General features: G+C 73.7%; 20 protein-coding genes. 15 read left to right on the forward strand and 5 right to left on the reverse strand.

What is annotated here, in order from left to right; all coding sequences use genetic code 11:
* Positions 1-37: 37 nt before the first annotated feature.
* Both AC1DYZ_RS11645 and AC1DYZ_RS11650 read left to right on the forward strand, forming a co-directional pair.
* Complete coding sequence (locus AC1DYZ_RS11645) at positions 38-1,069, forward strand: GNAT family N-acetyltransferase (protein WP_477065354.1); 1,032 nt, start codon at positions 38-40, stop codon at positions 1,067-1,069.
* A 119-nt stretch (positions 1,070-1,188) separates the two neighbouring features.
* Complete coding sequence (locus tag AC1DYZ_RS11650; RefSeq protein WP_477065355.1) at positions 1,189-1,935, forward strand: lysoplasmalogenase; 747 nt, start codon at positions 1,189-1,191, stop codon at positions 1,933-1,935.
* Positions 1,936-1,945: 10 nt separating this feature from the next.
* Here the strand turns inward: AC1DYZ_RS11650 and AC1DYZ_RS11655 are convergent, their stop codons facing one another.
* On the reverse strand, positions 1,946-4,420 hold the full coding sequence (locus AC1DYZ_RS11655) for a DNA gyrase/topoisomerase IV subunit A (protein ID WP_477065356.1): 2,475 nt from the start codon (positions 4,418-4,420) through the stop codon (positions 1,946-1,948).
* A 105-nt stretch (positions 4,421-4,525) separates the two neighbouring features.
* Between AC1DYZ_RS11655 and AC1DYZ_RS11660 the strand changes: the two genes are divergently transcribed.
* The 4 genes from AC1DYZ_RS11660 to AC1DYZ_RS11675 are packed head-to-tail and all read left to right on the forward strand — an operon-like array spanning position 4,526 to position 9,750.
* Complete coding sequence (locus tag AC1DYZ_RS11660) at positions 4,526-7,264, forward strand: bifunctional acetate--CoA ligase family protein/GNAT family N-acetyltransferase (protein WP_477065357.1); 2,739 nt, start codon at positions 4,526-4,528, stop codon at positions 7,262-7,264.
* Between the two features lie 49 nt (positions 7,265-7,313).
* Complete coding sequence (locus AC1DYZ_RS11665) at positions 7,314-7,889, forward strand: DUF5998 family protein (RefSeq protein ID WP_370503395.1); 576 nt, start codon at positions 7,314-7,316, stop codon at positions 7,887-7,889.
* Positions 7,886-9,088 (forward strand): alkaline phosphatase family protein, encoded by a 1,203-nt coding sequence (locus tag AC1DYZ_RS11670; RefSeq protein WP_477065358.1) that lies wholly within the window; start codon positions 7,886-7,888, stop codon positions 9,086-9,088. The genes AC1DYZ_RS11665 and AC1DYZ_RS11670 overlap by 4 nt, the downstream gene beginning before the upstream one ends.
* On the forward strand, positions 9,088-9,750 hold the full coding sequence (locus AC1DYZ_RS11675) for a thymidine kinase (RefSeq protein ID WP_477065359.1): 663 nt from the start codon (positions 9,088-9,090) through the stop codon (positions 9,748-9,750). The genes AC1DYZ_RS11670 and AC1DYZ_RS11675 overlap by 1 nt, the downstream gene beginning before the upstream one ends.
* A gap of 10 nt (positions 9,751-9,760) precedes the next feature.
* Here the strand turns inward: AC1DYZ_RS11675 and sepH are convergent, their stop codons facing one another.
* A complete protein-coding gene (gene sepH / locus AC1DYZ_RS11680) occupies positions 9,761-10,801 on the reverse strand; it encodes a septation protein SepH (RefSeq protein ID WP_477065360.1) in 1,041 nt (346 codons plus the stop codon).
* A 133-nt stretch (positions 10,802-10,934) separates the two neighbouring features.
* On the opposite strand from sepH, the gene AC1DYZ_RS11685 reads away from it, so the two are divergent.
* The 3 genes from AC1DYZ_RS11685 (at position 10,935) to AC1DYZ_RS11695 (ending at position 12,869) form a co-directional block, all read left to right on the forward strand.
* Complete coding sequence (locus tag AC1DYZ_RS11685) at positions 10,935-11,567, forward strand: trimeric intracellular cation channel family protein (protein WP_477065361.1); 633 nt, start codon at positions 10,935-10,937, stop codon at positions 11,565-11,567.
* A gap of 4 nt (positions 11,568-11,571) precedes the next feature.
* Positions 11,572-12,411 carry an inositol monophosphatase family protein gene (locus AC1DYZ_RS11690; protein WP_477065362.1) on the forward strand — a complete coding sequence of 280 codons (840 nt, stop codon included), beginning with the start codon at positions 11,572-11,574 and terminating at the stop codon, positions 12,409-12,411.
* A gap of 158 nt (positions 12,412-12,569) precedes the next feature.
* A complete protein-coding gene (locus AC1DYZ_RS11695; protein WP_056090713.1) occupies positions 12,570-12,869 on the forward strand; it encodes a DUF4193 domain-containing protein in 300 nt (99 codons plus the stop codon).
* An 87-nt stretch (positions 12,870-12,956) separates the two neighbouring features.
* Here AC1DYZ_RS11695 and AC1DYZ_RS11700 read toward each other — a convergent pair whose 3' ends face one another.
* Positions 12,957-13,445 carry a DUF3093 domain-containing protein gene (locus AC1DYZ_RS11700; RefSeq protein ID WP_477065363.1) on the reverse strand — a complete coding sequence of 163 codons (489 nt, stop codon included), beginning with the start codon at positions 13,443-13,445 and terminating at the stop codon, positions 12,957-12,959.
* A 38-nt stretch (positions 13,446-13,483) separates the two neighbouring features.
* Between AC1DYZ_RS11700 and dut the strand changes: the two genes are divergently transcribed.
* From dut to AC1DYZ_RS11720, 4 genes are all read left to right on the forward strand, one after another.
* A complete protein-coding gene (gene dut / locus AC1DYZ_RS11705; protein ID WP_477065364.1) occupies positions 13,484-13,954 on the forward strand; it encodes a dUTP diphosphatase in 471 nt (156 codons plus the stop codon).
* Between the two features lie 64 nt (positions 13,955-14,018).
* Positions 14,019-14,780, forward strand: coding sequence for a DUF3710 domain-containing protein (locus AC1DYZ_RS11710; RefSeq protein ID WP_477065365.1), 762 nt, complete (start codon positions 14,019-14,021; stop codon positions 14,778-14,780).
* Positions 14,777-15,145 (forward strand): OB-fold nucleic acid binding domain-containing protein, encoded by a 369-nt coding sequence (locus tag AC1DYZ_RS11715; protein WP_456843918.1) that lies wholly within the window; start codon positions 14,777-14,779, stop codon positions 15,143-15,145. The genes AC1DYZ_RS11710 and AC1DYZ_RS11715 overlap by 4 nt, the downstream gene beginning before the upstream one ends.
* A gap of 79 nt (positions 15,146-15,224) precedes the next feature.
* Complete coding sequence (locus AC1DYZ_RS11720; RefSeq protein ID WP_477065501.1) at positions 15,225-15,896, forward strand: DUF3159 domain-containing protein; 672 nt, start codon at positions 15,225-15,227, stop codon at positions 15,894-15,896.
* Here the strand turns inward: AC1DYZ_RS11720 and AC1DYZ_RS11725 are convergent.
* Complete coding sequence (locus tag AC1DYZ_RS11725) at positions 15,829-16,503, reverse strand: potassium channel family protein (RefSeq protein ID WP_477065366.1); 675 nt, start codon at positions 16,501-16,503, stop codon at positions 15,829-15,831. The genes AC1DYZ_RS11720 and AC1DYZ_RS11725 overlap by 68 nt on opposite strands.
* On the reverse strand, positions 16,500-17,147 hold the full coding sequence (locus AC1DYZ_RS11730; RefSeq protein ID WP_477065502.1) for a potassium channel family protein: 648 nt from the start codon (positions 17,145-17,147) through the stop codon (positions 16,500-16,502). Before AC1DYZ_RS11730 ends, AC1DYZ_RS11725 begins: the two co-directional genes overlap by 4 nt.
* Positions 17,148-17,242: 95 nt before the next feature.
* On the opposite strand from AC1DYZ_RS11730, the gene AC1DYZ_RS11735 reads away from it, so the two are divergent.
* Together AC1DYZ_RS11735 and AC1DYZ_RS11740 are read left to right on the forward strand one after the other, a co-directional pair.
* Positions 17,243-19,246, forward strand: a complete 2,004-nt coding sequence (locus AC1DYZ_RS11735) for an APC family permease (RefSeq protein ID WP_477065367.1) — start codon at positions 17,243-17,245, stop codon at positions 19,244-19,246.
* A complete protein-coding gene (locus AC1DYZ_RS11740) occupies positions 19,236-20,504 on the forward strand; it encodes a class I SAM-dependent RNA methyltransferase (RefSeq protein ID WP_477065368.1) in 1,269 nt (422 codons plus the stop codon). Before AC1DYZ_RS11735 ends, AC1DYZ_RS11740 begins: the two co-directional genes overlap by 11 nt.
* The last annotated feature ends 61 nt before the right edge of the window (positions 20,505-20,565 follow it).

Below are 20,565 nucleotides of genomic sequence, written 5' to 3' on the forward strand. Positions count from 1 at the left end.
TTGCCGTGACGGGGCGGCGGCGGGGAGGCTGGTCGTCGTGACCGCCACCGATCTCGCGCCCATCGCCGTGCGCGCCGCAGCGCCCGCCGACGCTCCCTTGCCGACCGACACGCCCGGCATCGCGTGGCGTCCCCTCACGCGGGACGACGTGCCGGCCCTGACCAGGCTCGTCACGGCGGTCGAGGAGGCCGACGACACGCCGTACCGAACCTCCGCCGAGGAGATCGACGAGGAGTTCGACGGCGACTGGAAGGACCCTGCGCGCGACACGCTCGCGGGCGTCGATGCCGACGACGTCATCCGGGCCTTCGCGCGCGTGAACCAGCCGCCGGGCGACGCGCGGGTCGTCCGCGCCTTCCTCGACGGCGCCGTCGACCCGCAGTGGCGCGGGCGGGGGATCGGGCGCCAGGTGCTCGCCTGGGAGGAGGCGCGCGGTCGCCAGCTGCTCGCCGCGTCGGGCAAGGACCTCCCGGGACGCCTCGCGGTGTTCACCGACGACGCGGCCGAGGCGACCGTCCGGCTCCTGAGGGCGGGCGGGTTCACGCCCGCGCGGTACTACGCCGAGATGCGGCGCCCGCTGGACGTCGAGCTCCCCGCGATCGAGGTGCCCGACGGGCTGAGCATCGTGCCGTGGAGCGCGGAGCTGGACGACCCTGTGCGGCTCGCGCACAACGAGGCGTTCGCCGACCACTGGGGGAGCGAGCCGCGCACGGCCCAGGACTGGGCGCAGGGGCGCAGCATGTTCGCCCCAGCGTGGAGCTTCGTCGCGATCGACGACGCCACGGGCGAGGTCGCCGGGTACCTGGTGTCGGGTCGGTACGAGCAGGACTGGCCGGTGATCGGCTACAAGGCCGGCTACACGGACCTGCTCGGCGTGCGGCGCGCGTGGCGGGGCAGGCGGCTCGCACCGGCGCTGCTGGCCACGGTGATGGCGGCGTACCGGGCGGACGGCATGGACATGGCCGAGCTGGGCGTCGACACCGCGAACCAGTCCGGCGCGCACCGGCTGTACGAGGGCCTGGGGTACGCCGTCTTCCACAGCTCGACGATGTTCTCGATCGAGCTCTGAGCGCGCCCGTCGAACCGTCTCGCCGGGGCGCCCGCGCGGGTTAGCATCGGCGCGGCGGGACGACGACGTCCGGCCGAAGGTGTCGCCGGACGAGGACGTCCGGCCTCGAGGAGGTCGCCGTGGGACGCTCGTTGTCCATGGCCGCGCGCACGTGGGTCGCGGTCTTCGTCGTGCTGGTGCTCGTGCAGCTCTCCGCCGAGTGGACGGGGGCGCAGGACGTCGCCCGGGTCGCCCAGTGGCTGCTCATGCCCACGCTCGCCGCCGTGGTGGCCTCCGCGACCCGCTGGCCCCGGGGTCACCTGGTGACGTGGGTGCTGGTCGCGCTGGGGTTCTCGTGGCTCGGGGACCTGGTGCCGTCCCTAGTCGGCGACGACGCCGCGTTCCTCGTGATGGTTGGCTTCTTCCTGCTCGCGCAGGTGGCCTACGTCGTGGCGTTCGCCCCGCACGTCCGGCGCTCCGTGGTCTACCGCCGCCCGCTCCTGCTGCTGCCGTACGCGGCGGTGCTCGTCGGGCTGGTCGCGGCCTGCGCGCCCGGCGCCGACAGCCTGCTGGTGCCCGTCGCGATCTACGGCGGCGTGCTCGCGGCGATGGCCGTGCTCGCCACGGGTCTCGGCCGCCTCGCGACGGTCGGCGGGGCGATCTTCCTGCTCAGCGACAGCCTCATCGCCCTCGACGCGTTCGTGCCGTCGTGGGACCTCGCGGAGCAGGGCTTCTGGGTCATGCTGACGTACGTCGTCGGGCAGGGGCTCCTGGCGTCCGCGGTGATCGTCCGGAACGCCGCCGAGCGCCGCGCGCCGGCACCGCGGCCGGTCCGCACCTACGTCCAGCGGCCGCCGGTGCCGGACAACGTGGTCGCCCTGGTCTGACGCGGCTGACTCAGCCGATCGCGTGCACCGGTGCCGCCAGCGCGGTGCCGGACATGTCCCGACGAGGGTCGAGGGGCGGCAGCTCGACGGGCTGACCGGCCGAGCCGGTGGCCCAGGCCGGCGCCGCGCCCACCCACGCAAGGATGAGCGCGTCCTCGTTGCGCAGGAACCGGTGCGCCCGGACCCCACCCGTCGCGCGGCCCTTGCCCGGGTAGACCTCGAACGGCGTGACCTTGGCCGAGCCGGCCTGGGTACCGGGCAGGGCCCCGGAGGCTCCGGCGACGGTCACGACCACCGCGTCCGCAGCCTGCTCGGCTCGGACGGCCCCGAAAGCCACCACGCGTTGGCCGGCGGCGAGCTTGATGCCCGCCATGCCACCCGCGGCCCGGCCCTGCGGCCGCACGGCGGAGGCCGGGAAGTGCAGGAGGGAGGCGTCGGAGGCGACCAGCACCAGCTCGTCGGTGTCGGTGACCGCGGCGACGCCGACCACCTCGTCGCCGTCCTTGAGCGAGATGGCCTCCCACGCGTCGCGGTTGCCGGGCACGTCGCCCGACGAGACCCGCTTGACGGTGCCCTGCACGGTGGCCAGAGCCAGCGTCGGGGCGTCCGCGGCGAGCGACGTGAGCCCGAGGACGCGCTCACGGGGCAGCAGCGTCACCACCTCGCCGAGGGGCACACCGCCGGACAGCGACGGCGCGCCGTCGGTCGGGGGCAGGCCCGGCAGGTCCAGCACCGAGACACGCACGACGCGTCCCTGCGACGTCACCACACCGATCTCGGCGCGCGCGGTCGCGGCCACCGCCGCCGAGACGACGTCGTGCTTGGCGCGACGGGCGCCCTCGACGCGGGGCGGCAGCTCTTCCGACGCCGTCCGGGCCAGCAGGCCCGTGCCGGACATGAGCACCCAGCAGGGGGTGTCGGCGATCTCGAGCGGAGCGGCGGCGCCGCGAGCGGCGGGAGCGCCGGTGATCGACGTGCCGCCGGCCGACTCGAGCAGGATCGTGCGGCGCGGCGTGCCGTAGGTCGCGGCCACCTCGGCCATCTCGTCCGAGACGAGCGCCCGCAGCCGTGCGTCGTCGGCCAGGATCTCGCGCAGCTCGGCGATCTCCTCGGCGAGCTGCTGCTGCTCCTTCTCCAGCTCGATCCGGGAGAACTTGGTCAGGCGTCGCAGGCGCAGCTCGAGGATGTACTCGGCCTGCGGCTCGGAGAGGTCGAACACGCTGCGCAGGCGCGCGCGGGCCGTGTCCGCGTCGTCGGACGTGCGGATGACCTGGATGACCTCGTCGATGTCGACGATCGCGACGAGCAGTCCCTCGACCAGGTGCAGGCGCTCGAGCCGCTTGGCCAGCCGGTACTCGGAGCGCCGCCGGACGACGACCAGGCGGTGCTCGACCCACACGACCAGCAGCTCGCGCAGGCCGAGGGTTCGGGGCTGGCCGTCGACGAGCGCGACGTTGTTGATGGAGAACGAGTCCTCGAGCGGCGTGTAGCGGTAGAGCTGCTCGAGCACGGCCTCAGGGTGGAAGCCGGTCTTGATCTCAATGACCAGGCGCAGCCCGTGCTGGCGGTCGGTGAGGTCGACGGCGTCGGAGATGCCGGAGAGCTTCTTGTTCTGGACGCCCTCCTTGATCTTCTCGATGACCTTCTCCGGGCCGACCGTGTACGGCAGCTCCGTGATGACGATGCCCTTGCGCTTGGGCGTGACGTTCTCGATCCGCGCGGTCGCCCGGGTGCGGAAGGCGCCCCGGCCGGTGCGGTAGGCGTCGCGGACGCCGTCGAGACCGACGATCTTGCCGCCGGACGGCAGGTCCGGTCCGGGCACGAACCGCAGCAGGTCCTCGAGCGTGGCGTCCGGGTGCATGACCAGGTGCCGGGCGGCCGCGACCACCTCGACCAGGTTGTGCGGCGCCATGTTGGTCGCCATGCCCACGGCGATGCCGGCCGCGCCGTTGACCAGCAGGTTCGGGATCGCGGCGGGCAGGACCTCGGGCTGGGTCAGCTTGTTGTCGTAGTTGGGCACGAAGTCGACGACGTCCTCGTCGAGCCCCGTCGTCATGGCCATCGCCGCGGGCGCCATGCGGGCCTCGGTGTACCGGGGCGCGGCGGGTCCGTCGTCGAGCGAACCGAAGTTGCCGTGGCCGTCGACCAGCGGAAGGCGCAGCGAGAACGGCTGCGCCAGGCGGACCATCGCGTCGTAGATCGCCGCGTCGCCGTGCGGGTGGAGCTTGCCCATGACCTCGCCGACGACGCGCGCCGACTTCACGTACGGGCGGTCCGGGCGCAGACCCATGTCCGACATCTGGAAGAGGATGCGGCGCTGCACGGGCTTGAGGCCGTCGCGGGCGTCGGGCAGCGCGCGCGAGTAGATGACCGAGTAGGCGTACTCGAGGAACGAGCCCTCCATCTCGGCGGCGACGTCGATGTCGACGATGCGCTCGACGAGATCCTCGGGCGGGAGGTCGGGGGTCGCGGGGCGACGCGCCATGGGTGCTGCTCCTCGGGGGCCGGTCTGCGGTGCGGCGACCATTGTGGACCGTGCGGGAGCCCGACCGGGCCGCGGCGCGCGGCATGCCGCACTACCGTGACTGACATGGTGGACGTCACGGCTGACGACCTCCCGCGACCGGTGCCTGCGTACCCGGCCTCGTGGGAGGCCGACGTCGTGCTGCACGACGGCTCGACGACGCACGTGCGACCGATCCGGCCGCAGGACGCCGCGGCGCTCCAGGCGTTCCACGTCGGTCAGTCCGAGCGGTCGACGTACCTGCGGTTCTTCGCCTCGCTCGAACGACTGCCGGAGCGCGACCTCGAGCGGCTGGTCACCGTCGACCACGTGGACCGCGTCGCCCTGGTCGCGGTGTCGAGCGGCCCGCCCACCGGCGCGGACGAGGACGCCGTCGAGCAGATCATCGGCGTCGCGCGCTACGACCGGATCGGCGACGACGAGGCCGAGGTGGCGTTCAACGTCGCCGACGCGCACCAGGGCCGCGGGCTCGGATCGGTGCTGCTCGAGCACCTCGCCGCGGCCGCGCGCGAGCGGGGGGTACGGCGGTTCGTCGCCGAGGTGCTGCCGCAGAACGGCCGGATGATCTCGGTGTTCCGCGACGCGGGGTACGCGGTGCGGCAGGTCACCGAGGACGGCATCGTCGCGGTGGGGTTCGACATCGACCCGACGGACCGGTCGCTCGCCGTGATGGCCGACCGCGAGCACCGGGCCGAGGCGCGCTCGATGCGGGATCTCCTGGACGCGAGCTCGGTGGTGGTCGTCGGACCGGGTGCGGACCCCGGGGGGACGTTGGCCGGGCTGCTGGCCGCGAGCGTGCTGGCGAACCTGCTGGCGGGCGACCCGTCCGTCGTCGTGCACGCGGTCGGGGTGCCCGGCGCGGCAGGGGACCTGCGGCTGGCGGACGTGCCTGCGCCGGTCGAGCTCGCGGTCGTCGCGGTGCCGGCGGGGGAGGCGACCGACGTGGTGCGCGAGCTGTCCCGGCTCGGCGTGCGGGGGATCGTGCTGCTCAGCGCCGGGTTCGCCGAGCAGGGTCCCGACGGGCTGGACCGGCAGCGCGCGCTGCTGCGGGCGGCGCACGGCGCCGGCATGCGCGTCGTGGGACCGAGCTCCTACGGGATCGTCGCGACGAGACCGGGCGGGCTGCAGCTCAACGCCTCGCTGGCGCGCACGCCCCCTGCGCCGGGACGCGTGGGCCTCTTCTGCCAGTCGGCCCCGCTCGCGGTGGCCGTGCTGGGGGCGGTGCGTCGCCGGGGGCTCGGGCTCTCGCAGTTCGTCTCCGCCGGGCACCGGGCGGACGTGTCGGGGAACGACCTCATGCAGTTCTGGGCCGACGACGACGGCACGGACGTGGTCGGGCTCTACCTGGAGTCGCTGGGCAACCCGCGCAAGTTCTCGCGCGTCGCGCGGCGCCTGTCGCTCATCAAGCCGGTGATCGTGGTGACCGCCGGACGGTCGGGCCAGGTGGTGCCGCCCGGCCACGCGGTCCGGCCGACGCACGCCCCGCCCCGCACGCTCGCCGAGATGCTGCGCCAGTCGGGAGTGATCCGCGTCGAGAACACGCACCAGCTGCTCGACGTCGCGCAGGTGCTCGCGCACCAGCCACTGCCCGCCGGTCGACGCACCGCCATCCTGGCCAGCTCCGCCTCGGTCGCGGCGCTGGTCGCCGAGGCATCGGCGGCCGCGGGCCTCGTCGTCAGCGGGCACGTCCAGCTCCTGCCGGAGGACGCGACGCCCGAGCGGGTCCACGCCGCCGTCGACGAGCTCTACGCAGACCCGGACAGCGACGTGGTCGTCGTCGTGCGCATCCCGACCGTCGGGGGTCCGGACGTCGCGCTGCAGCGGGCCGTGGCTGAGGCCGCCGCCCGGTCGGGACGGACCACGGTGGCCTGCATCTACGACCTGCACGGGATCACCCCGGAACTGTCGGCCGACGACCCGGCTGGCCGGTCGTGGACGGTGCCCGCCTACAGCACGCCGGAGGACGCGGCGCTCGCCCTCGGGCACGCCGCGCGCTACGCCCGGTGGCGAGCCGGTGACCGCGGGCGCCCGCTGCACCCGGTCGGTGCCGAGACGCGGGCCGCGCGCCGCCTCGTCGCCGGCTGGCTCGCCGCGGAAGCGTCGGGGGAGACCGCCCTGGCTCTCGACAGCACGCGGACCGCGGAGCTGCTCGCGACCGTCGGCGTGGCGGTCCTGCCCTCGACGCGCGTGCGCGACGCCGACGACGCCGTCGCGGCCGCGGAGCGGATCGGCTGGCCGGTCGCCCTCAAGACCACGGTGTCTGCCCTGCGGCACCGCGCGGACCTGGGTGGGGTGCGCCTCGACGTCGCCGACGAGGCGGAGCTGCGCGCGGACGTGGCCCAGGTGCTCGAGCTGGCGGCCGGCCAGGAGCCGGCGGACGGCGACGAGCCGCTCKAGGTGCAGGCGATGGCGCCGCACGGCTCGGCGTGCGTCGTGCGGTCCGTGGAGGACCCGCTCTTCGGCCCGATCATCAGCTTCGGGCTCGCCGGCGACGCCTCGGACCTGCTCGGCGACGTCGCCTACGGCGTCCCCCCGCTGACCGACGTCGACGTGGCCGAGCTGATCCGCTCGGCGCGGGCGGCGCCGCGGCTGTTCGGGTACCGCGGGCTGCCTGCGCTCGACGTCGCTGCCCTCGAGGACCTCGTCGCGCGCGTGGCGGTGCTTGCCGACGACCTGCCCGAGCTGCGCTCGCTCGAGCTCAACCCGGTCGTGGTCTCCGAGCACGGCGCGGTGGTGCTGGGCGCGCGCGTGGCGGTCTCCCGCGCGGACCGTGCCGACGCGACCCGACGCCTGTCGAGGGTGTGAGCCTGTGCACGCTCGCAGGACACGACCCTCGGGGTGGGAGGATAGGCGGGTGCCCGCTGCTGCTCCCGCCCTGCACCATGACCTCCACCGTGCCGGCTACTACCCGGAGCTCGTCGTCGACGTGCTCGACGTAGCCCTAGCCGACGAGGAGGTCGTGGCTCACCTGGTCCACCCCGAGACGACGTTCGACGCCGCCGAGGTTCGCCGCCACGTCACCGTGCTGGTGCTGACCCCCACGCGTCTGGTCGTCGCCCACGTCGACGACCACCCGGCGGACTCCGAGCACCCGTCGGCGTCCGCGTCGGCGACCACCGAGGCGGTACCGCTGGCGGAGCTGACCTCGGTCGCGCTCACCCACGTGGTGCCGCTGCCCGAGAAGCACGTGCCCGGCCAGCCGGCGCAGGAGCTGACGCTCGTCATCGGCTGGGGCGCGGTGTCCCGGGTCGACCTCGAGCCGGCCACGTGCGGCGACCCGAGCTGCGACGCCGACCACGGTCTGACCGGGACCCTGGCGCCCGACGACGTGGTCGTGCGGGTCAGCTCGGCGGCCGAGGGCGTCGACTCGGTCCGCGCCGCCACGGCCTTCGCGCGGCAGCTGTCGGCGGCGAGCGCGCGGGTCCGATGACCGACCTCGAGGTGCCGACCGCCCTGACCACCGCGTCCGCGCGGGCGCGCGCCGTGTTCGAGGCCGCGGACCTCGTCGCGCCGAGCTCGGAGTACCCGTGCCTCGGTCGGGTCCTGCCCGCGATCGCCGGCGCGGTCGGTGTCGACGCTGTCGCCGAGGCCGGGCTGGCGCAGGAGCTGCTCGGTCTGCCCTCGGCCTCGCGGGTCTGCGTCGTGCTGGTCGACGGGCTCGGCCACACCAACCTCGCCGAGCGCGCGGGGCACGCGCCGTTCCTGCGCCGTCGGCTCGGCGGCTCCACGCCGCTGACCAGCACGTTCCCGTCGACGACCGCCACCGCGATGGGAACGTTCGGGGTCGGCATGCCGCCCGGGCGCACGGGGATGCTGGGCTACACCGTCCGCGATCCCGCGACGGGCGAGCTGGGCAACCTGGTCAGCTGGACCGGGCTGCCGCCGGCCCGGCAGTGGCAGCGGGAGACGACCGTGTTCGAGCAGCTGGTCGCCGCCGGGACGACCGTCACCAGCATCGGGCCGGCCCGGTTCTCCGGGTCCGGGCTGACCGAGGCCGCCCTGCGCGGTCCGACGTACCGGGCGGCCGAGTCGCTCGCCGCCCGGGTGGACGCCACGGTCGACGCGCTCCGCAAGCCGGGCGTCGCGTACCTGTACTGGGGTGAGGTCGACAAGGCCGGGCACCACCACGGCTGGGGCTCCTGGCAGTGGGGCGACGCCCTGGCCGAGCTCGACTCCGAGCTGGGCCGGCTCGCACGGATGCTGCCCCGCGACACCGTCCTGGTGATCACCGCCGACCACGGCATGGTCGACGTGGACCGCGCCGCGCGCTGGGACGTGGCGACCGACCCGGCACTCGGCAACGGCGTCGACCTCGTCGCCGGGGAGCCGCGGGCCCTGCACCTGCACCTGGCCGCCGGCGTCGAGGCGACCGCGGTCGCGGACCGGTGGCGAGGCGTGCTCGGCGGGTCCGCGGTCGTCGCGACCCGCGACGAGGCGGCGGCGGACTCGTGGTTCGGCGAGATCTCGGAGCACGTGCTGCCCGTGATCGGCGACGTGGTGGTCGCGATGACCGGGCGGGCGACCGTGGTCGACTCGCGCACCCAGAGCCCCGCGTCCCTCGACCTGGTCGGCGTCCACGGCTCCCTGACGCGCCACGAGATGCTCGTGCCGTGCGTGGTGGTCGCCTGATGGCCGAACTGGTCTTCTTCTCGGGCACCATGGACAGCGGCAAGTCGACGCTCGCGCTGCAGATGCACCACAACCACGCGGCGCGCGGGCGAGACGGGGTGCTGTTCACGCGGCACGACCGGGCCGGCTCGGCGACCATCTCCTCCCGGCTCGGGCTCACGCAGCGCGCCCACGAGGTGGACGACTCCACCGACTTCTGGTCCGACGTCATCTCGCGCCGCACGCACGGCCGTCCCGTCGACTACCTCATCGGCGACGAGGCGCAGTTCTACACCGCCGACCAGGTGGAGCAGCTGGCCCGGGTGGTCGACGAGCTCGGCGTCGACGTCTTCGTCTTCGGCATCTCCACGGACTTCCGCGCCCGGCTCTTCCCGGGCGCCGCCCGGCTGGTCGAGCTGGCCGACCGCGTCGAGGTCCTGCAGGTCCGTGCGCTGTGCTGGTGCGGCGCCCGTGCCACCCACAACGCCCGCACGATCGGCGGTGCGATGGTGGTCGAGGGTGCCCAGGTGGTGGTCGGCGACGTCCAGCCCGGTGCCGACGAGGTCGCGTACGAGGTGCTGTGCCGTCGGCACCACATGCGCCGGATGACGGCGGCGGCCGCCCGCGCGTCCTCGGTGACCGCGCAGACCCTGACGACGTCGGTCGACGAGCTGAGTCTCTAGGTCCGACGACCTACTCGGGCTTGGCCCCGAACACGATCTCGTCCCAGCTGGGCACCTTCGCCCGGCCGCGCCGCGCTCGAGGGCGCTCGTCGTCGTCGTGCTCGGCCGCGGAGGCCGCCGGCGTCGTGACGGGCTCGGGGACGGCCGCCGGCGGGGGATAGACGACGGCCTCGTCCTGCGCGTCGGCGGGGTGGGCCCCGGGAGCCGACGTGTCCAGCCGACCGAAGTCGAAGGCGTGCTGCGGACCGAAGCCCTCGAACGCCTCGGTGTCGTCGTCATCGTCGCCCAGCTCGACCGCCTGCCGCACACCGCGGCGGCTGCGTAGGTCGTCGAGCAGGGATGCGGTCTGCTCGTGCGGGTCCGGCGTCGGCTCGACGACCTCCATAGCGGCGTCGTCGGCGCGCAGCGTCGGCCCGTCGCCACCCTGGAAGTCGAACACGACGTCGCGGACGGCTGCGAGGTGCCGCCGGGACACCGGCTCGTCCGCGATCTCGGTCTCCGACAGCCAGCGCGCCTCGTCCTCGTCGGCGACCACGGTGCGCTTCGCCGGGTCGAACGTCCAGCGGGCCTCGCGCTCGACGTCGTCGACCGCGAACCGCGCGAGCACGACCCACGGACCGGAGGCGTCGCGGGCGGCGTCCCACGCGAGCGAGGCGTGATCGACGCCCCGGGCGGCGAGCCGGTCGGTGACCAGGTCGCCCAGGGTCGGCGCACCGACGTCGCGGCCGACGCGCGTGCCTCGGGCCTGCTCGGCGATGTGCTCGCGCTCCGCCAGCACCGGGCCCTCGTACCGGCGGACGCGCTCGACGGGGAGGCCCGCGTCGTCCGCGACCTCCTGCGTCGTCGCGCCCGCGCGGATGCGGGCCTGGATCTCGCGGGGGCTCAGCGTCCCCGCGCTCTCCGCGCGCAGCTGCTCGAGCTGCGGGCGGTCCCGGCGCACGGCCGCGCGCAGCGGTTCGTCGATGCGCAGGCGGAAACGCGCCCCGTCCGGGGCCACCAGGACGAGATGCTCCCCGTCCTCGTGCAGACCCACCAGCTCCAGCTCACCCATGCGACCTCCCGGTAACTCGGCACGAGCCTGCCACCGATCGGCCGTAAGGGCGCGCACCCGGGTCGGTGCGCCGCGGAACGGCGCACCGCGAAGGTGCGCCGGGTGCCCGCGAGGCGCTGCCATGATCGCCCGCGTGGACACGGACATCCCCCTCGAACCCGTGCTCGAGCTCATCGGCGTCTTCGTCGGCGCGATGTCCGGCGCCCTGGCCGCCGTGCGCAAGCAGTTCGACGTGTTCGGCATCCTCGTGCTCGGCTGGGCCGCCGGCCTGGGCGGCGGCATCCTGCGCGACGTGCTCATCGGCGCGGTCCCGCCGGTCGGCATCTCGAACTGGCGGTTCATCGTCACGGCGGTGGCGGGCGCGACCCTCATCTACTTCTTCCACCCGCGCCTCGAGCGCGCGCGACGGTTCATCGTCGTGCTGGACGCCGGTGCGCTGGCGCTGTTCAGCGTCGTGGGCACCACCAAGGGGCTGGAGTACGGGACGACGCTCACCGCGGCCGTCGTCGTCGGCGTGATGAGCGGGGTGGGCGGGGGAGTGCTGCGCGACCTGCTCTCGGGCGAGGTCCCGGTGGTGCTGCACCACCGGCAGCTGTACGCGATACCCGCGCTGCTCGGCTCGACGGCGACGGCCGTCCTCTGGTGGCAGGACGCGCTGAGCACCGCGACGAGCGTCACGGTCGTGGTCGCGATATTCGCCCTCCGCGTCCTCGCCCTTCGCTACCAGCTCAAGGCACCCGGCCCGTGGCGCGGCACCGTCCGCTGACAGGATGGGCGCCGTGAACTCCGTTGCTCCCGACCAGGTCGGCTCGCTTGTCGACATCGCCGAGACGCTGGCTCGCGAAGCCGGTGCGCTGATCCTCGACGGCCGGCGCCGGCACGTGTCCGTCGCGGCGACGAAGTCCAGCGCGCAGGACGTGGTGACGGCGATGGACCTCGCCTCGGAGGCGCTGCTGCGGCGGCGGCTGGCCGAGCTGCGGCCCGACGACGGGATCCTGGGGGAGGAGGAGGGGTTCAAGGCGGGCACGTCGGGGATCACGTGGGTGGTCGACCCGATCGACGGCACCGTCAACTACCTCTACGGGCTGCCGGCCTACGCGGTGTCGGTCGCCGCGGTCGTCGGTCCTCCCCAGCCCGCGACCTGGACCGCGCTGGCCGGGTGCGTGTTCGCCCCGGAGGACGGCCGGACGTACACCGCCGGACGCGGGCTGGGCGCGCGGCTCGACGGGCGGCTGCTGCAGGTGAACGCGGCGCGAACGTTGATCGACTCGCTGGTGGGCACGGGCTTCGGATACACCGCGTCCCGGCGTACGTCGCAGGCGCGGATCGTGGCAGAACTGTTGCCGCGGGTACGTGATATTCGTCGCGTCGGATCGGCCGCGCTGGACCTGTGCACGCTCGCCGCAGGGGGCCTCGACCTCTACTACGAGCGCGGCCTGCAGCCGTGGGACATGGCCGCCGGCGCGCTCGTCGCCCAGGAGGCGGGTGCGCAGGTCACAGGCCTGCGGGGGCAGCCGGCGCAGGAGGCGATGACGGTGGCCGGTTCGGCCGAACGGGTGACGGAGCTGATCGCCCTGCTGGAGGGCCTCGGGGCCGATTCCGACGACTGAAAACGCTCTCACGGGTGGTGTGACGAAAATGGTCGCGCGTCCGGTTCGCTCAGGGATCGAAAGTGGTGCAGAATCCACCGCGCCGGGAACAAAAAGCACGTCGAGTGCATTGATCCGCGTACGAGATTCCATCCAGACCACGGAGTGTGACGCCACACATGGCTACCGACTACGACGCCCCGCGCAAGACCGAGGAGGACCTGAGCGAGGACTCGCTCCAGGAGCTCCAGGCTCGGCGCTCCGACAAGAACTCGGGCGTGGTGGACGAGGACGAGACCGAGGCCGCCGAAGGGTTCGAGCTCCCGGGCGCGGACCTCTCCGGCGAGGAGCTCTCCGTGCGCGTGCTGCCTCGGCAGGCGGACGAGTTCACTTGCTCGAGCTGTTTCCTGGTGCACCACCGCAGCCAGCTCGCCTACGAGCGCGACGGCCGCCCCGTGTGCTCGGAGTGCGCCGCCTGAGCGCGTTCCCTGCACCACGACCGACCTGAGGGCCGGTCACCCCGCAACCCGGGGTGACCGGCCCTCCGGCGTCGGTGCCCGCGGCGCTCAGGCCCTGAGGGCGGCGGCGAGCTCGGCCGGGTGACGGGTCGAGACCACCCAGTACGGGGTCGGGTCCTGCGGGTCGCGCAGCTCGACCCGGACCGCGGTGTGGATCCAGCCGCGCAGCACCAGGTGGGCCCGCGCGTCGAGGCGCGGCCCGAGCTCGGCCTTGGTCTCCGCGGCGTCCAGCGCCACGACGGCCCCGAGCAGGGCCGTCGGGATGTGGGCGCCGCCCGCGCGGAACGTGCCGTCCCGCACGTCGATCCGGGGCGCGGCCACCACCAGGACCGCCGCGCCGGCGACGACGACAGCCAGACCGACGACCGCGGCGAGGCGGACGTCGACGGGGACGAACGCGATCGACATCATCACCGCGAAGACCACCAGCAGCACCCAGCCGAGCGGGCCGAGCCAGAGCCGCTCGGCGTACGGGGTGGCGGGGGCGTGCCCGTCGGCGGGGGTGGGCAGCCGGGAGCGGTGGGGAGCGTCGGGCATGCACCCAGCATCCCATCCGGCGGGTAGGGTCTGGCCCCGTGACGGCCGACCCCAGCACCGAGGTGCTCCTGCTGCGCCTCGACCCCGACCTTCCCGCGCCCGCGTACGCGCACCCCGGCGACGCCGGCGCCGACCTGGTCTCCAGGATCGACGTCGTCATCCCGCCGCAGGGGCGTGTGACGGTCCCCACAGGGGTGGCCATCGCCCTGCCGGACGGGTTCGCTGCGTTCGTGCACCCGCGGTCCGGCCTGGCCATGCGGCACGGGCTCACCATCGTCAACGCGCCGGGCACCGTCGACGCCGGCTACCGCGGCGAGATCGCGGTGACGCTGCTGAACACCGACGTCGAGCACGCGCTGGAGCTTCACCGGGGCGACCGGATCGCGCAGCTGGTGGTGCAGCGCGTCGAGCGGGTGCGCTTCGTGGAGGTCGAGCACCTGCCCGGGTCGCACCGCGGCGAGGGCGGCTTCGGCTCCAGCGGCGGGTGGAAGGCTGCACCGACCGCGTAGGTCGGGACTACTGTCGACTGGTAGGCAACTGATGCGCGCGAGCGCGTCGAAGAGGAGTGAGCACGTGGCGCTGTTCCGGCGTGGTGGGAAGGATCCCGCCACCGATGACGCGGTGGAGAACGAGACCGCGAGCGACGCGGCCGTCGACGGGGTGAGCACAGACGAGCCCGAGGTCGAGGCCCCGGTGGTGGTCGAGCGGACCGGTGGTCCGTGGGACGCCTCGCAGGTCGACGACGACGTGCCGCGCGTGGACCTCGGCGCGATCCTGCTGCCGGGCGTGCAGGGCATGGAGCTCCGGATGGAGATCGACAAGGCGACGGAGGTCGTGTCCGCGGCGTCGATCCTGCTCGACGGGTCCTCGCTGCAGGTGCAGGCCTTCGCCGCGCCGCGCACCGAGGGCATCTGGGACGAGATCCGGGCGGAGATCGCGGAGTCGGTCACGCAGCAGGGTGGGTCGGCCGACGACCTGCCCGGCCCGTTCGGCCGCGAGCTGCTGGCCCGCCTGCCCGTCCGGACGCCCGAGGGGCGCACCGGTCACCGGCCCGCCCGGTTCATCGGCGCTGACGGGCCGCGGTGGTTCGTGCGCGGCGTGATGACGGGGCGCGCCGCGGTGGACCCGGCAGCCGCGACCGCTCTCGAGCAGCTCTTCGCCGGCATCGTCGTGGTGCGCGGCACCGACGCGCGCCCGCCCCGGGACCTGCTCACGCTGCGGCTGCCCGGGCCGGGCACGCCCAACCTCGAGGAGGCCGAGCCCGTCGAGGAGGCGCCGGCCACCCCCGACTTCGACCCCCTGACCCGTGGGCCCGAGATCACGGAGACCCGATGAGCCTCAAGGAACGGCTGAAGAAGGCCGTCGCGTCCCAGGCCGAGATCGAGGCCGACGAGGAGCGCGCCGACGCCCACCGGTCGGTCGGCTGCACGCCCGTCGACCAGCTGACGGACCGTTCGCGCGCGAGCGTCTCCGGCGTCATCCGGTCCGTCACGCTGCGCCCGCGCGAAGGCGTCCCCGCGCTCGAGGCGGAGCTCTACGACGGCAGCGGTTCGCTGGACCTGGTCTGGCTCGGTCGCCGCGAGATCGCCGGCGTCACCCCGGGTCGGCGCCTGAAGATCGAGGGCCTCGTGTGCCTGATCGACGGTCGGCGCACCGTGTTCAACCCGCGCTACGAGCTGCGGCCGCGTCCCGGTGAGTGAGCCGGACCAGGGATCCGACGCCGGGCCCCTCGACGCCATCGACGACGTCGTCCCGCCCGAGGAGGGCGGCCTGCGCGGGATGCGCGCGCTCACGGCCGAGCAGTTCTCCGCCGCCGACGCGGTCGGCGGCGTCCGGGGGGTCGTCGAGTCCGTCGCGCCCGGCCTGCTGTTCGTGGTCGTGTTCATCGCGTCCGGCCAGAGCCTGGCACCGGCGCTGATCGCCGCCGCGGCCGCGGCGGTGGTCGCCGTGATCGTCCGGCTGGTGCAGCGCACGCCCGTGACCCAGGCGTTCTCGGGGMTGCTGGGCGTGGGCATCGGGGTCATCTGGGCCTGGCGGTCCGGGGACGCCTCGAACTACTTCGCCTACGGGCTCTGGATCAACGTGATCTACCTCGTCGGCACGCTGGCCTCGATCCTCGTCGGCTGGCCGCTCGTCGGCCTCGTGATGGGGCTCTTCCGACCCGAGGGTCCGCTGTCGAGCAACGGCTCGTGGGGCGCAGCCGTCGCGTGGCGCGCCGATCCCGCGCTGCGTCGTCGGTATGCGCTGGCGACCTGGCCGTGGGTGGCGATGTTCGCGCTGCGGCTGGTCGTGCAGGTGCCGCTCTACCTCGCCGACGAGGTCGCGTGGCTGGGCACCGCGAAGCTCGCCATGGGTCTGCCGCTCACGGCTCTGACCCTGTGGCTCAGCTGGTCGCTGGTCCGTGGGTCAGCAGCGCTTCCAGCTCGGCCTCGTCCGCTTCCCGAGCCGTGACGAACAGCAGCTCGTCCCGGCCCTCGAGCGTGTCGTCGGGGCTGGGCGCGATCGGTCGCGCGTCGCGCACGATGCACGCGAGCACCGTGTCGGCCGGCCACTCGATCTGACCGACGCGGACGCCCGCCAGGGGCGAGTCCTCGGGCAGCGTGAGCTCGAGGATGTCCGCGCGGGACTGGTGGAACGTGAAGATCCGCACGAGGTCGCCGACGGTCACGGCCTCCTCGACCATCGCCGTCATGATCCGCGGCGTCGACACGGCGACGTCCACGCCCCAGGCCTCGTCGAACATCCACTCGTTCTTCGGGTTGTTCACGCGGGCGACCGTGCGGGGGACGCCGAACTCGGTCTTGGCCAGCAGCGAGATGACGAGGTTCGCCTTGTCGTCGCCCGTCGCGGCGACGACCACGTCGGCCTCGTCGGCCTTGACCTGGCGCAGCGTGGGGAGCTCGCACGCGTCGGCGAGCAGCCAGTCGGCGTCGGCGACCTGCGAGACCCGCATGGCGGACGGCTGCCGGTCGATGAGCGTGACCTCGTGGCCGTGCCCGAGCAGCTCGCGCGCGATCGAGCGGCCGACCGAGCCGGCGCCCGCGATGACGACCCTCACGCCTCCACCACCGGCGGCGTCGTGAGGATGCGTTCGACCTGGGCGGACGCATCCGCCCGCATGAGCACGTGCACGGTGTCGTTCTCCTGCAGGACGGTGGTGGACGTCGGCAGGATGCCGTCGCCGTAACGGGTGACGTACGCGACGCGGGCGCCGCTGGCCTCTTCGAGCGCACGCAGCGGCTTGCCCACCCAGCCGTCGTGCACGTCGATCTGCGAGAGCTGGATCTGGCCGGACGCGTCGCGGTACTCGTCGGAGGTGCCCATGGGCAGCAGCCGGCGCAGGACCTGGTGGGCGGTCCAGGTCACCGTCGCCACCGTGGGGATGCCGAGCCGCTGGTAGATCTCGGCGCGGTGGGGGTCGTAGATGCGCGCGACGACGTTCTCGATGCCGAACGTCTCGCGCACCACCCGGGCGGCCAGGATGTTCGAGTTGTCGCCGTCGGAGACCGCGGCGAACGCGAACGCGTCCTCGATGCCGGCCTGCGTGAGCGTGTCGCGGTCGAAGCCGAGGCCCGTGACCTTGTTGCCGCCGAAGTCGACCAGGCGCCGGAACGCGTCGGGGTTCTGGTCGATGACCGAGACGGAGTGTCCGTTGTCCTCGAGGCTCTTGGCGAGGGTCGCCCCCACCCGGCCGCATCCCATGATCACGAAGTGCACAGTGCGGCACGCTATACCGTGACGGGGCTCGCCGGTGCCTGTCGTGTGATGGGCCCCCGGCGGGCCTAGCATTGCGCATCGTGTCGGACCTCTCGGATGCCGCCAAACGCCTGTTGCTCGGACGTCCCGTCCGCAGCGACCTGCTCGGCCACACTCTCCTGCCGAAGCGCATCGCGCTGCCGGTGTTCGCGTCGGACGCACTCTCCTCGGTGGCCTACGCGCCCGACGAGATCCTGCTGACGCTCTCCCTCGCGGGTGCGGCCGCCCTCGTCGTCTCGCCGTGGGTCGGTCTCGCGGTCGTCTTCGTCATGGTGGTCGTGGTCGCGTCGTACCGGCAGAACGTGCACGCGTACCCCTCCGGCGGCGGCGACTACGAGGTCGCGACGACCAACCTCGGCCCCAACGCCGGCGTCACCGTGGCCAGCGCGCTGCTGGTCGACTACGTGCTCACGGTGGCCGTGTCGATCTCGTCGGGTGCCCAGTACGCCGCCACGGCCTTCCCGCCCCTACGAGGGCACGAGGCGGCGTTCGCGGTGGGGCTGGTGGTCCTGCTGACGGTGGCCAACCTGCGCGGGGTGAAGGAGTCGGGGAGCCTCTTCGCGGTCCCGGTCTACCTCTTCATGTTCGCGATCGGCGCCGTCGCCGTGGTCGGCGCGATCCAGATGGTCACGGGCAACCTGGGGATGGCGGAGAGCGCGAAGTTCGAGCTGGAGCCGTCCGCGGCCTTCGACCAGGGGCTCACGGGCATCGCCGGCTTCTTCCTCATCCTGCGCGCGTTCGCGTCGGGCTGTGCCGCCCTGACCGGTGTCGAGGCGATCAGCAACGGCGTGCCCGCGTTCAAGAAGCCCAAGTCCAAGAACGCCGCCACCACGCTGGCGCTGCTCGGTGGGCTGTCGATCACGATGATCATGGCGATCCTGCTGCTGGCGCGCGCGACGGGCGTGATGTTCGCCGACGACCCGCAGACCCAGCTGCTGGAGAACGGTGTGCCCGTCGGCGAGTCCTACGTCCAGCACCCCGTGATCAGCCAGCTCTCGTCCACCGTGTTCCACAGCGCGCCGTGGATGGCCGTGTTCGTCGCCATCGTCACGGGCCTGATCCTGGTGCTCGCGGCCAACACGGCGTTCAACGGCTTCCCGGTGCTGGGCTCGATCCTGGCGCGTGACGGGTACCTGCCCCGGCAGCTGCACACCCGCGGCGACCGGCTGGCGTACTCCAACGGCATCGTCACCCTCGCGCTGGTCGCGATCGTGCTCATCATCGCGTTCGACGCCGAGGTCACCCGCCTGATCCAGCTGTACATCGTCGGCGTGTTCGTGTCGTTCACCGTGAGCCAGCTCGGCATGGTCCGGCACTGGACCCGGCACCTGCGCACCGAGCCGGACCCCGCGACGCGCGCGCAGATGAAGCGGTCGCGCATCATCAACTCGGTCGGCCTGGTGATGACCGCKACCGTCCTCATCGTCGTCCTCATCACCAAGTTCACGCACGGCGCCTACATCGCGATCCTGGCCATGATCGTCGTGTTCGTGCTCATGCAGTCGATCCACCGGCACTACGCCCGGGTGCGGGAGGAGCTGGCTCTGGGCGCCGACGCGGAGTCCGCCCGCGCGCTGCCCAGCCGCGTGCACGCGATCGTGCTGGTCTCGCACCTGCACCGGCCGACGATGCGGGCGCTGGCGTACGCCCGCGCGTCGCGGCCGCAGGTGCTCGAGGCGGTCACGGTGGGGGTGGACCCGGAGGACGTCGTCGCGCTGCGCGAGCAGTGGGAGGCGCTGAGCATCCCGGTGCCGCTGCGCGTGCTCGACTCGCCGTTCCGCGAGATCACCCGGCCGGTGCTCACGTACGTCCGCTCGATCCGACGCGACAGCCCGCGCGACCTCGTGGTCGTCTACATCCCCGAGTACGTGGTCGGGCACTGGTGGGAGCAGCTGCTGCACAACCAGAGCGCGCTGCGGCTCAAGGGCCGCCTGCTGTTCACGCCGGGCGTCGTCGTGGCCTCCGTGCCGTGGCAGCTGGCGTCCTCCGAGGGGCAGACAGGGCTCGAGGATCCCGTCCGGGGTACCGTTCCGCGTGGCTACTGAGACTGCAGACGACCGCTCGCTCGACCTCGTCGAGCTCGAGATCGGGCCGGTGGCCCACGGCGGGCACTGCGTGGCTCGGCACGACGGGCGCGTGATCTTCGTCCGGCACACGCTGCCCGGCGAACGGGTCCGGGCACGGCTCACCGACGCCGGCGAGACCGCCAAGTTCTGGCGGGCCGACGCGGTGGAGATCCTCGAGGCGTCCCCGGACCGGGTGGAGTCGGCGTGGGCGGCGGCGGGTCCCGGCGGCGTCGGCGGGGGAGAGCTCGCGCACGTCGCGCTGCCCGCGCAGCGCGCGTGGAAGGCCGCGGTGCTGGCCGAGCAGCTGCGCCGGCTGGCCAAGCTCGACCTCGACGTGCCCGTGCAGGCGGCACCGGGCGACGACGAGCGCGGCGGCCTCGGCTGGCGCACCCGGATCGACCTGGTGACCGACGCCGAGGGTCGCGCGGGCATGCACGGCTTCCGGTCGCACGACATCCACCTGCTCGACTCCATGCCGCTGGCCAACGAGGCGATCGCGGCGCTCGACCTCTTCGGTCGGCGCTGGACCGGTGGCGCCCGTGTCGAGGCGATCGCGCCTTCCAGCGGCGACGCGCCGCTCGTCCTCGTCGACGGCGCCCCGTTCGACCTGGGCCGCGGACGCATGGACGGCCGCACCAACGCCCGCACGGCCGTCAAGGAGCACGTGCAGCGCGGCGAGGTCGGCTACGACTTCCGCGTGGCCGGCGCCGGGTTCTGGCAGGTGCACCGGGAGGCCCCGGAGCTGCTGGTCGGCGCGGTGCTGGCGGGGCTCGGGGACGTCGAGGGCGCGGCAGTGCTCGACCTCTACTCGGGCGCGGGCCTGTTCACCGCACCCCTGTCCGACGCCGTGGGCGAGACCGGCGAGGTCGTCTCGGTCGAGGGGGACGCCCGTGCCGTCAAGGACGCGCGGCGCAACCTGCACTCCCGCTCGAACGTCGAGCTGCACGCCGGCGACATCGCCCAGGTGCTCTCCGGGCGGGTCGACGCCGACTCCGACGTCGTGCACGCCGACGCGGTCGTCCTCGACCCGCCGCGCACGGGCGCCGGGCGCAAGGTCGTCGCCGGGATCACCGAGCTGCGGCCCGAGCGCGTCGTCTACGTGGCGTGCGACCCGGCGGCGCTCGCGCGGGACATCGCCCTGTTCGCCGACGCGGGATACGCCCTGGCGGACCTGCAGGCGTACGACCTGTTCCCCATGACCCACCACCTCGAGGCGGTCGCCGTCCTGACCCGTTGACTGGGTGCATGCGGGGTGGCTCCGGGCTAGCGTGGAACGCGTAGCCGGACCCGGATCGGCC

The organism is Cellulomonas sp. P1_C4, assembly GCF_056406355.1.

Bases quoted from the DNA above. Each gene is read 5' to 3' on its own strand.
- AC1DYZ_RS11695 (WP_056090713.1), top strand. From the start codon at position 12,570: ATGGCTACCGACTACGACGCCCCGCGCAAGACCGAGGAGGACCTGAGC.
- AC1DYZ_RS11715 (WP_456843918.1), top strand. From the start codon at position 14,777: ATGAGCCTCAAGGAACGGCTGAAGAAGGCCGTCGCGTCCCAGGCCGAG.
- AC1DYZ_RS11730 (WP_477065502.1), bottom strand. From the start codon at position 17,147: ATGGGATGCGGCCGGGTGGGGGCGACCCTCGCCAAGAGCCTCGAGGAC.
- AC1DYZ_RS11700 (WP_477065363.1), bottom strand. From the start codon at position 13,445: ATGCCCGACGCTCCCCACCGCTCCCGGCTGCCCACCCCCGCCGACGGG.
- sepH (WP_477065360.1), bottom strand. From the start codon at position 10,801: ATGGGTGAGCTGGAGCTGGTGGGTCTGCACGAGGACGGGGAGCATCTC.
- AC1DYZ_RS11655 (WP_477065356.1), bottom strand. From the start codon at position 4,420: ATGGCGCGTCGCCCCGCGACCCCCGACCTCCCGCCCGAGGATCTCGTC.
- AC1DYZ_RS11675 (WP_477065359.1), top strand. From the start codon at position 9,088: ATGGCCGAACTGGTCTTCTTCTCGGGCACCATGGACAGCGGCAAGTCG.
- AC1DYZ_RS11690 (WP_477065362.1), top strand. From the start codon at position 11,572: ATGGGCGCCGTGAACTCCGTTGCTCCCGACCAGGTCGGCTCGCTTGTC.
- AC1DYZ_RS11670 (WP_477065358.1), top strand. From the start codon at position 7,886: ATGACCGACCTCGAGGTGCCGACCGCCCTGACCACCGCGTCCGCGCGG.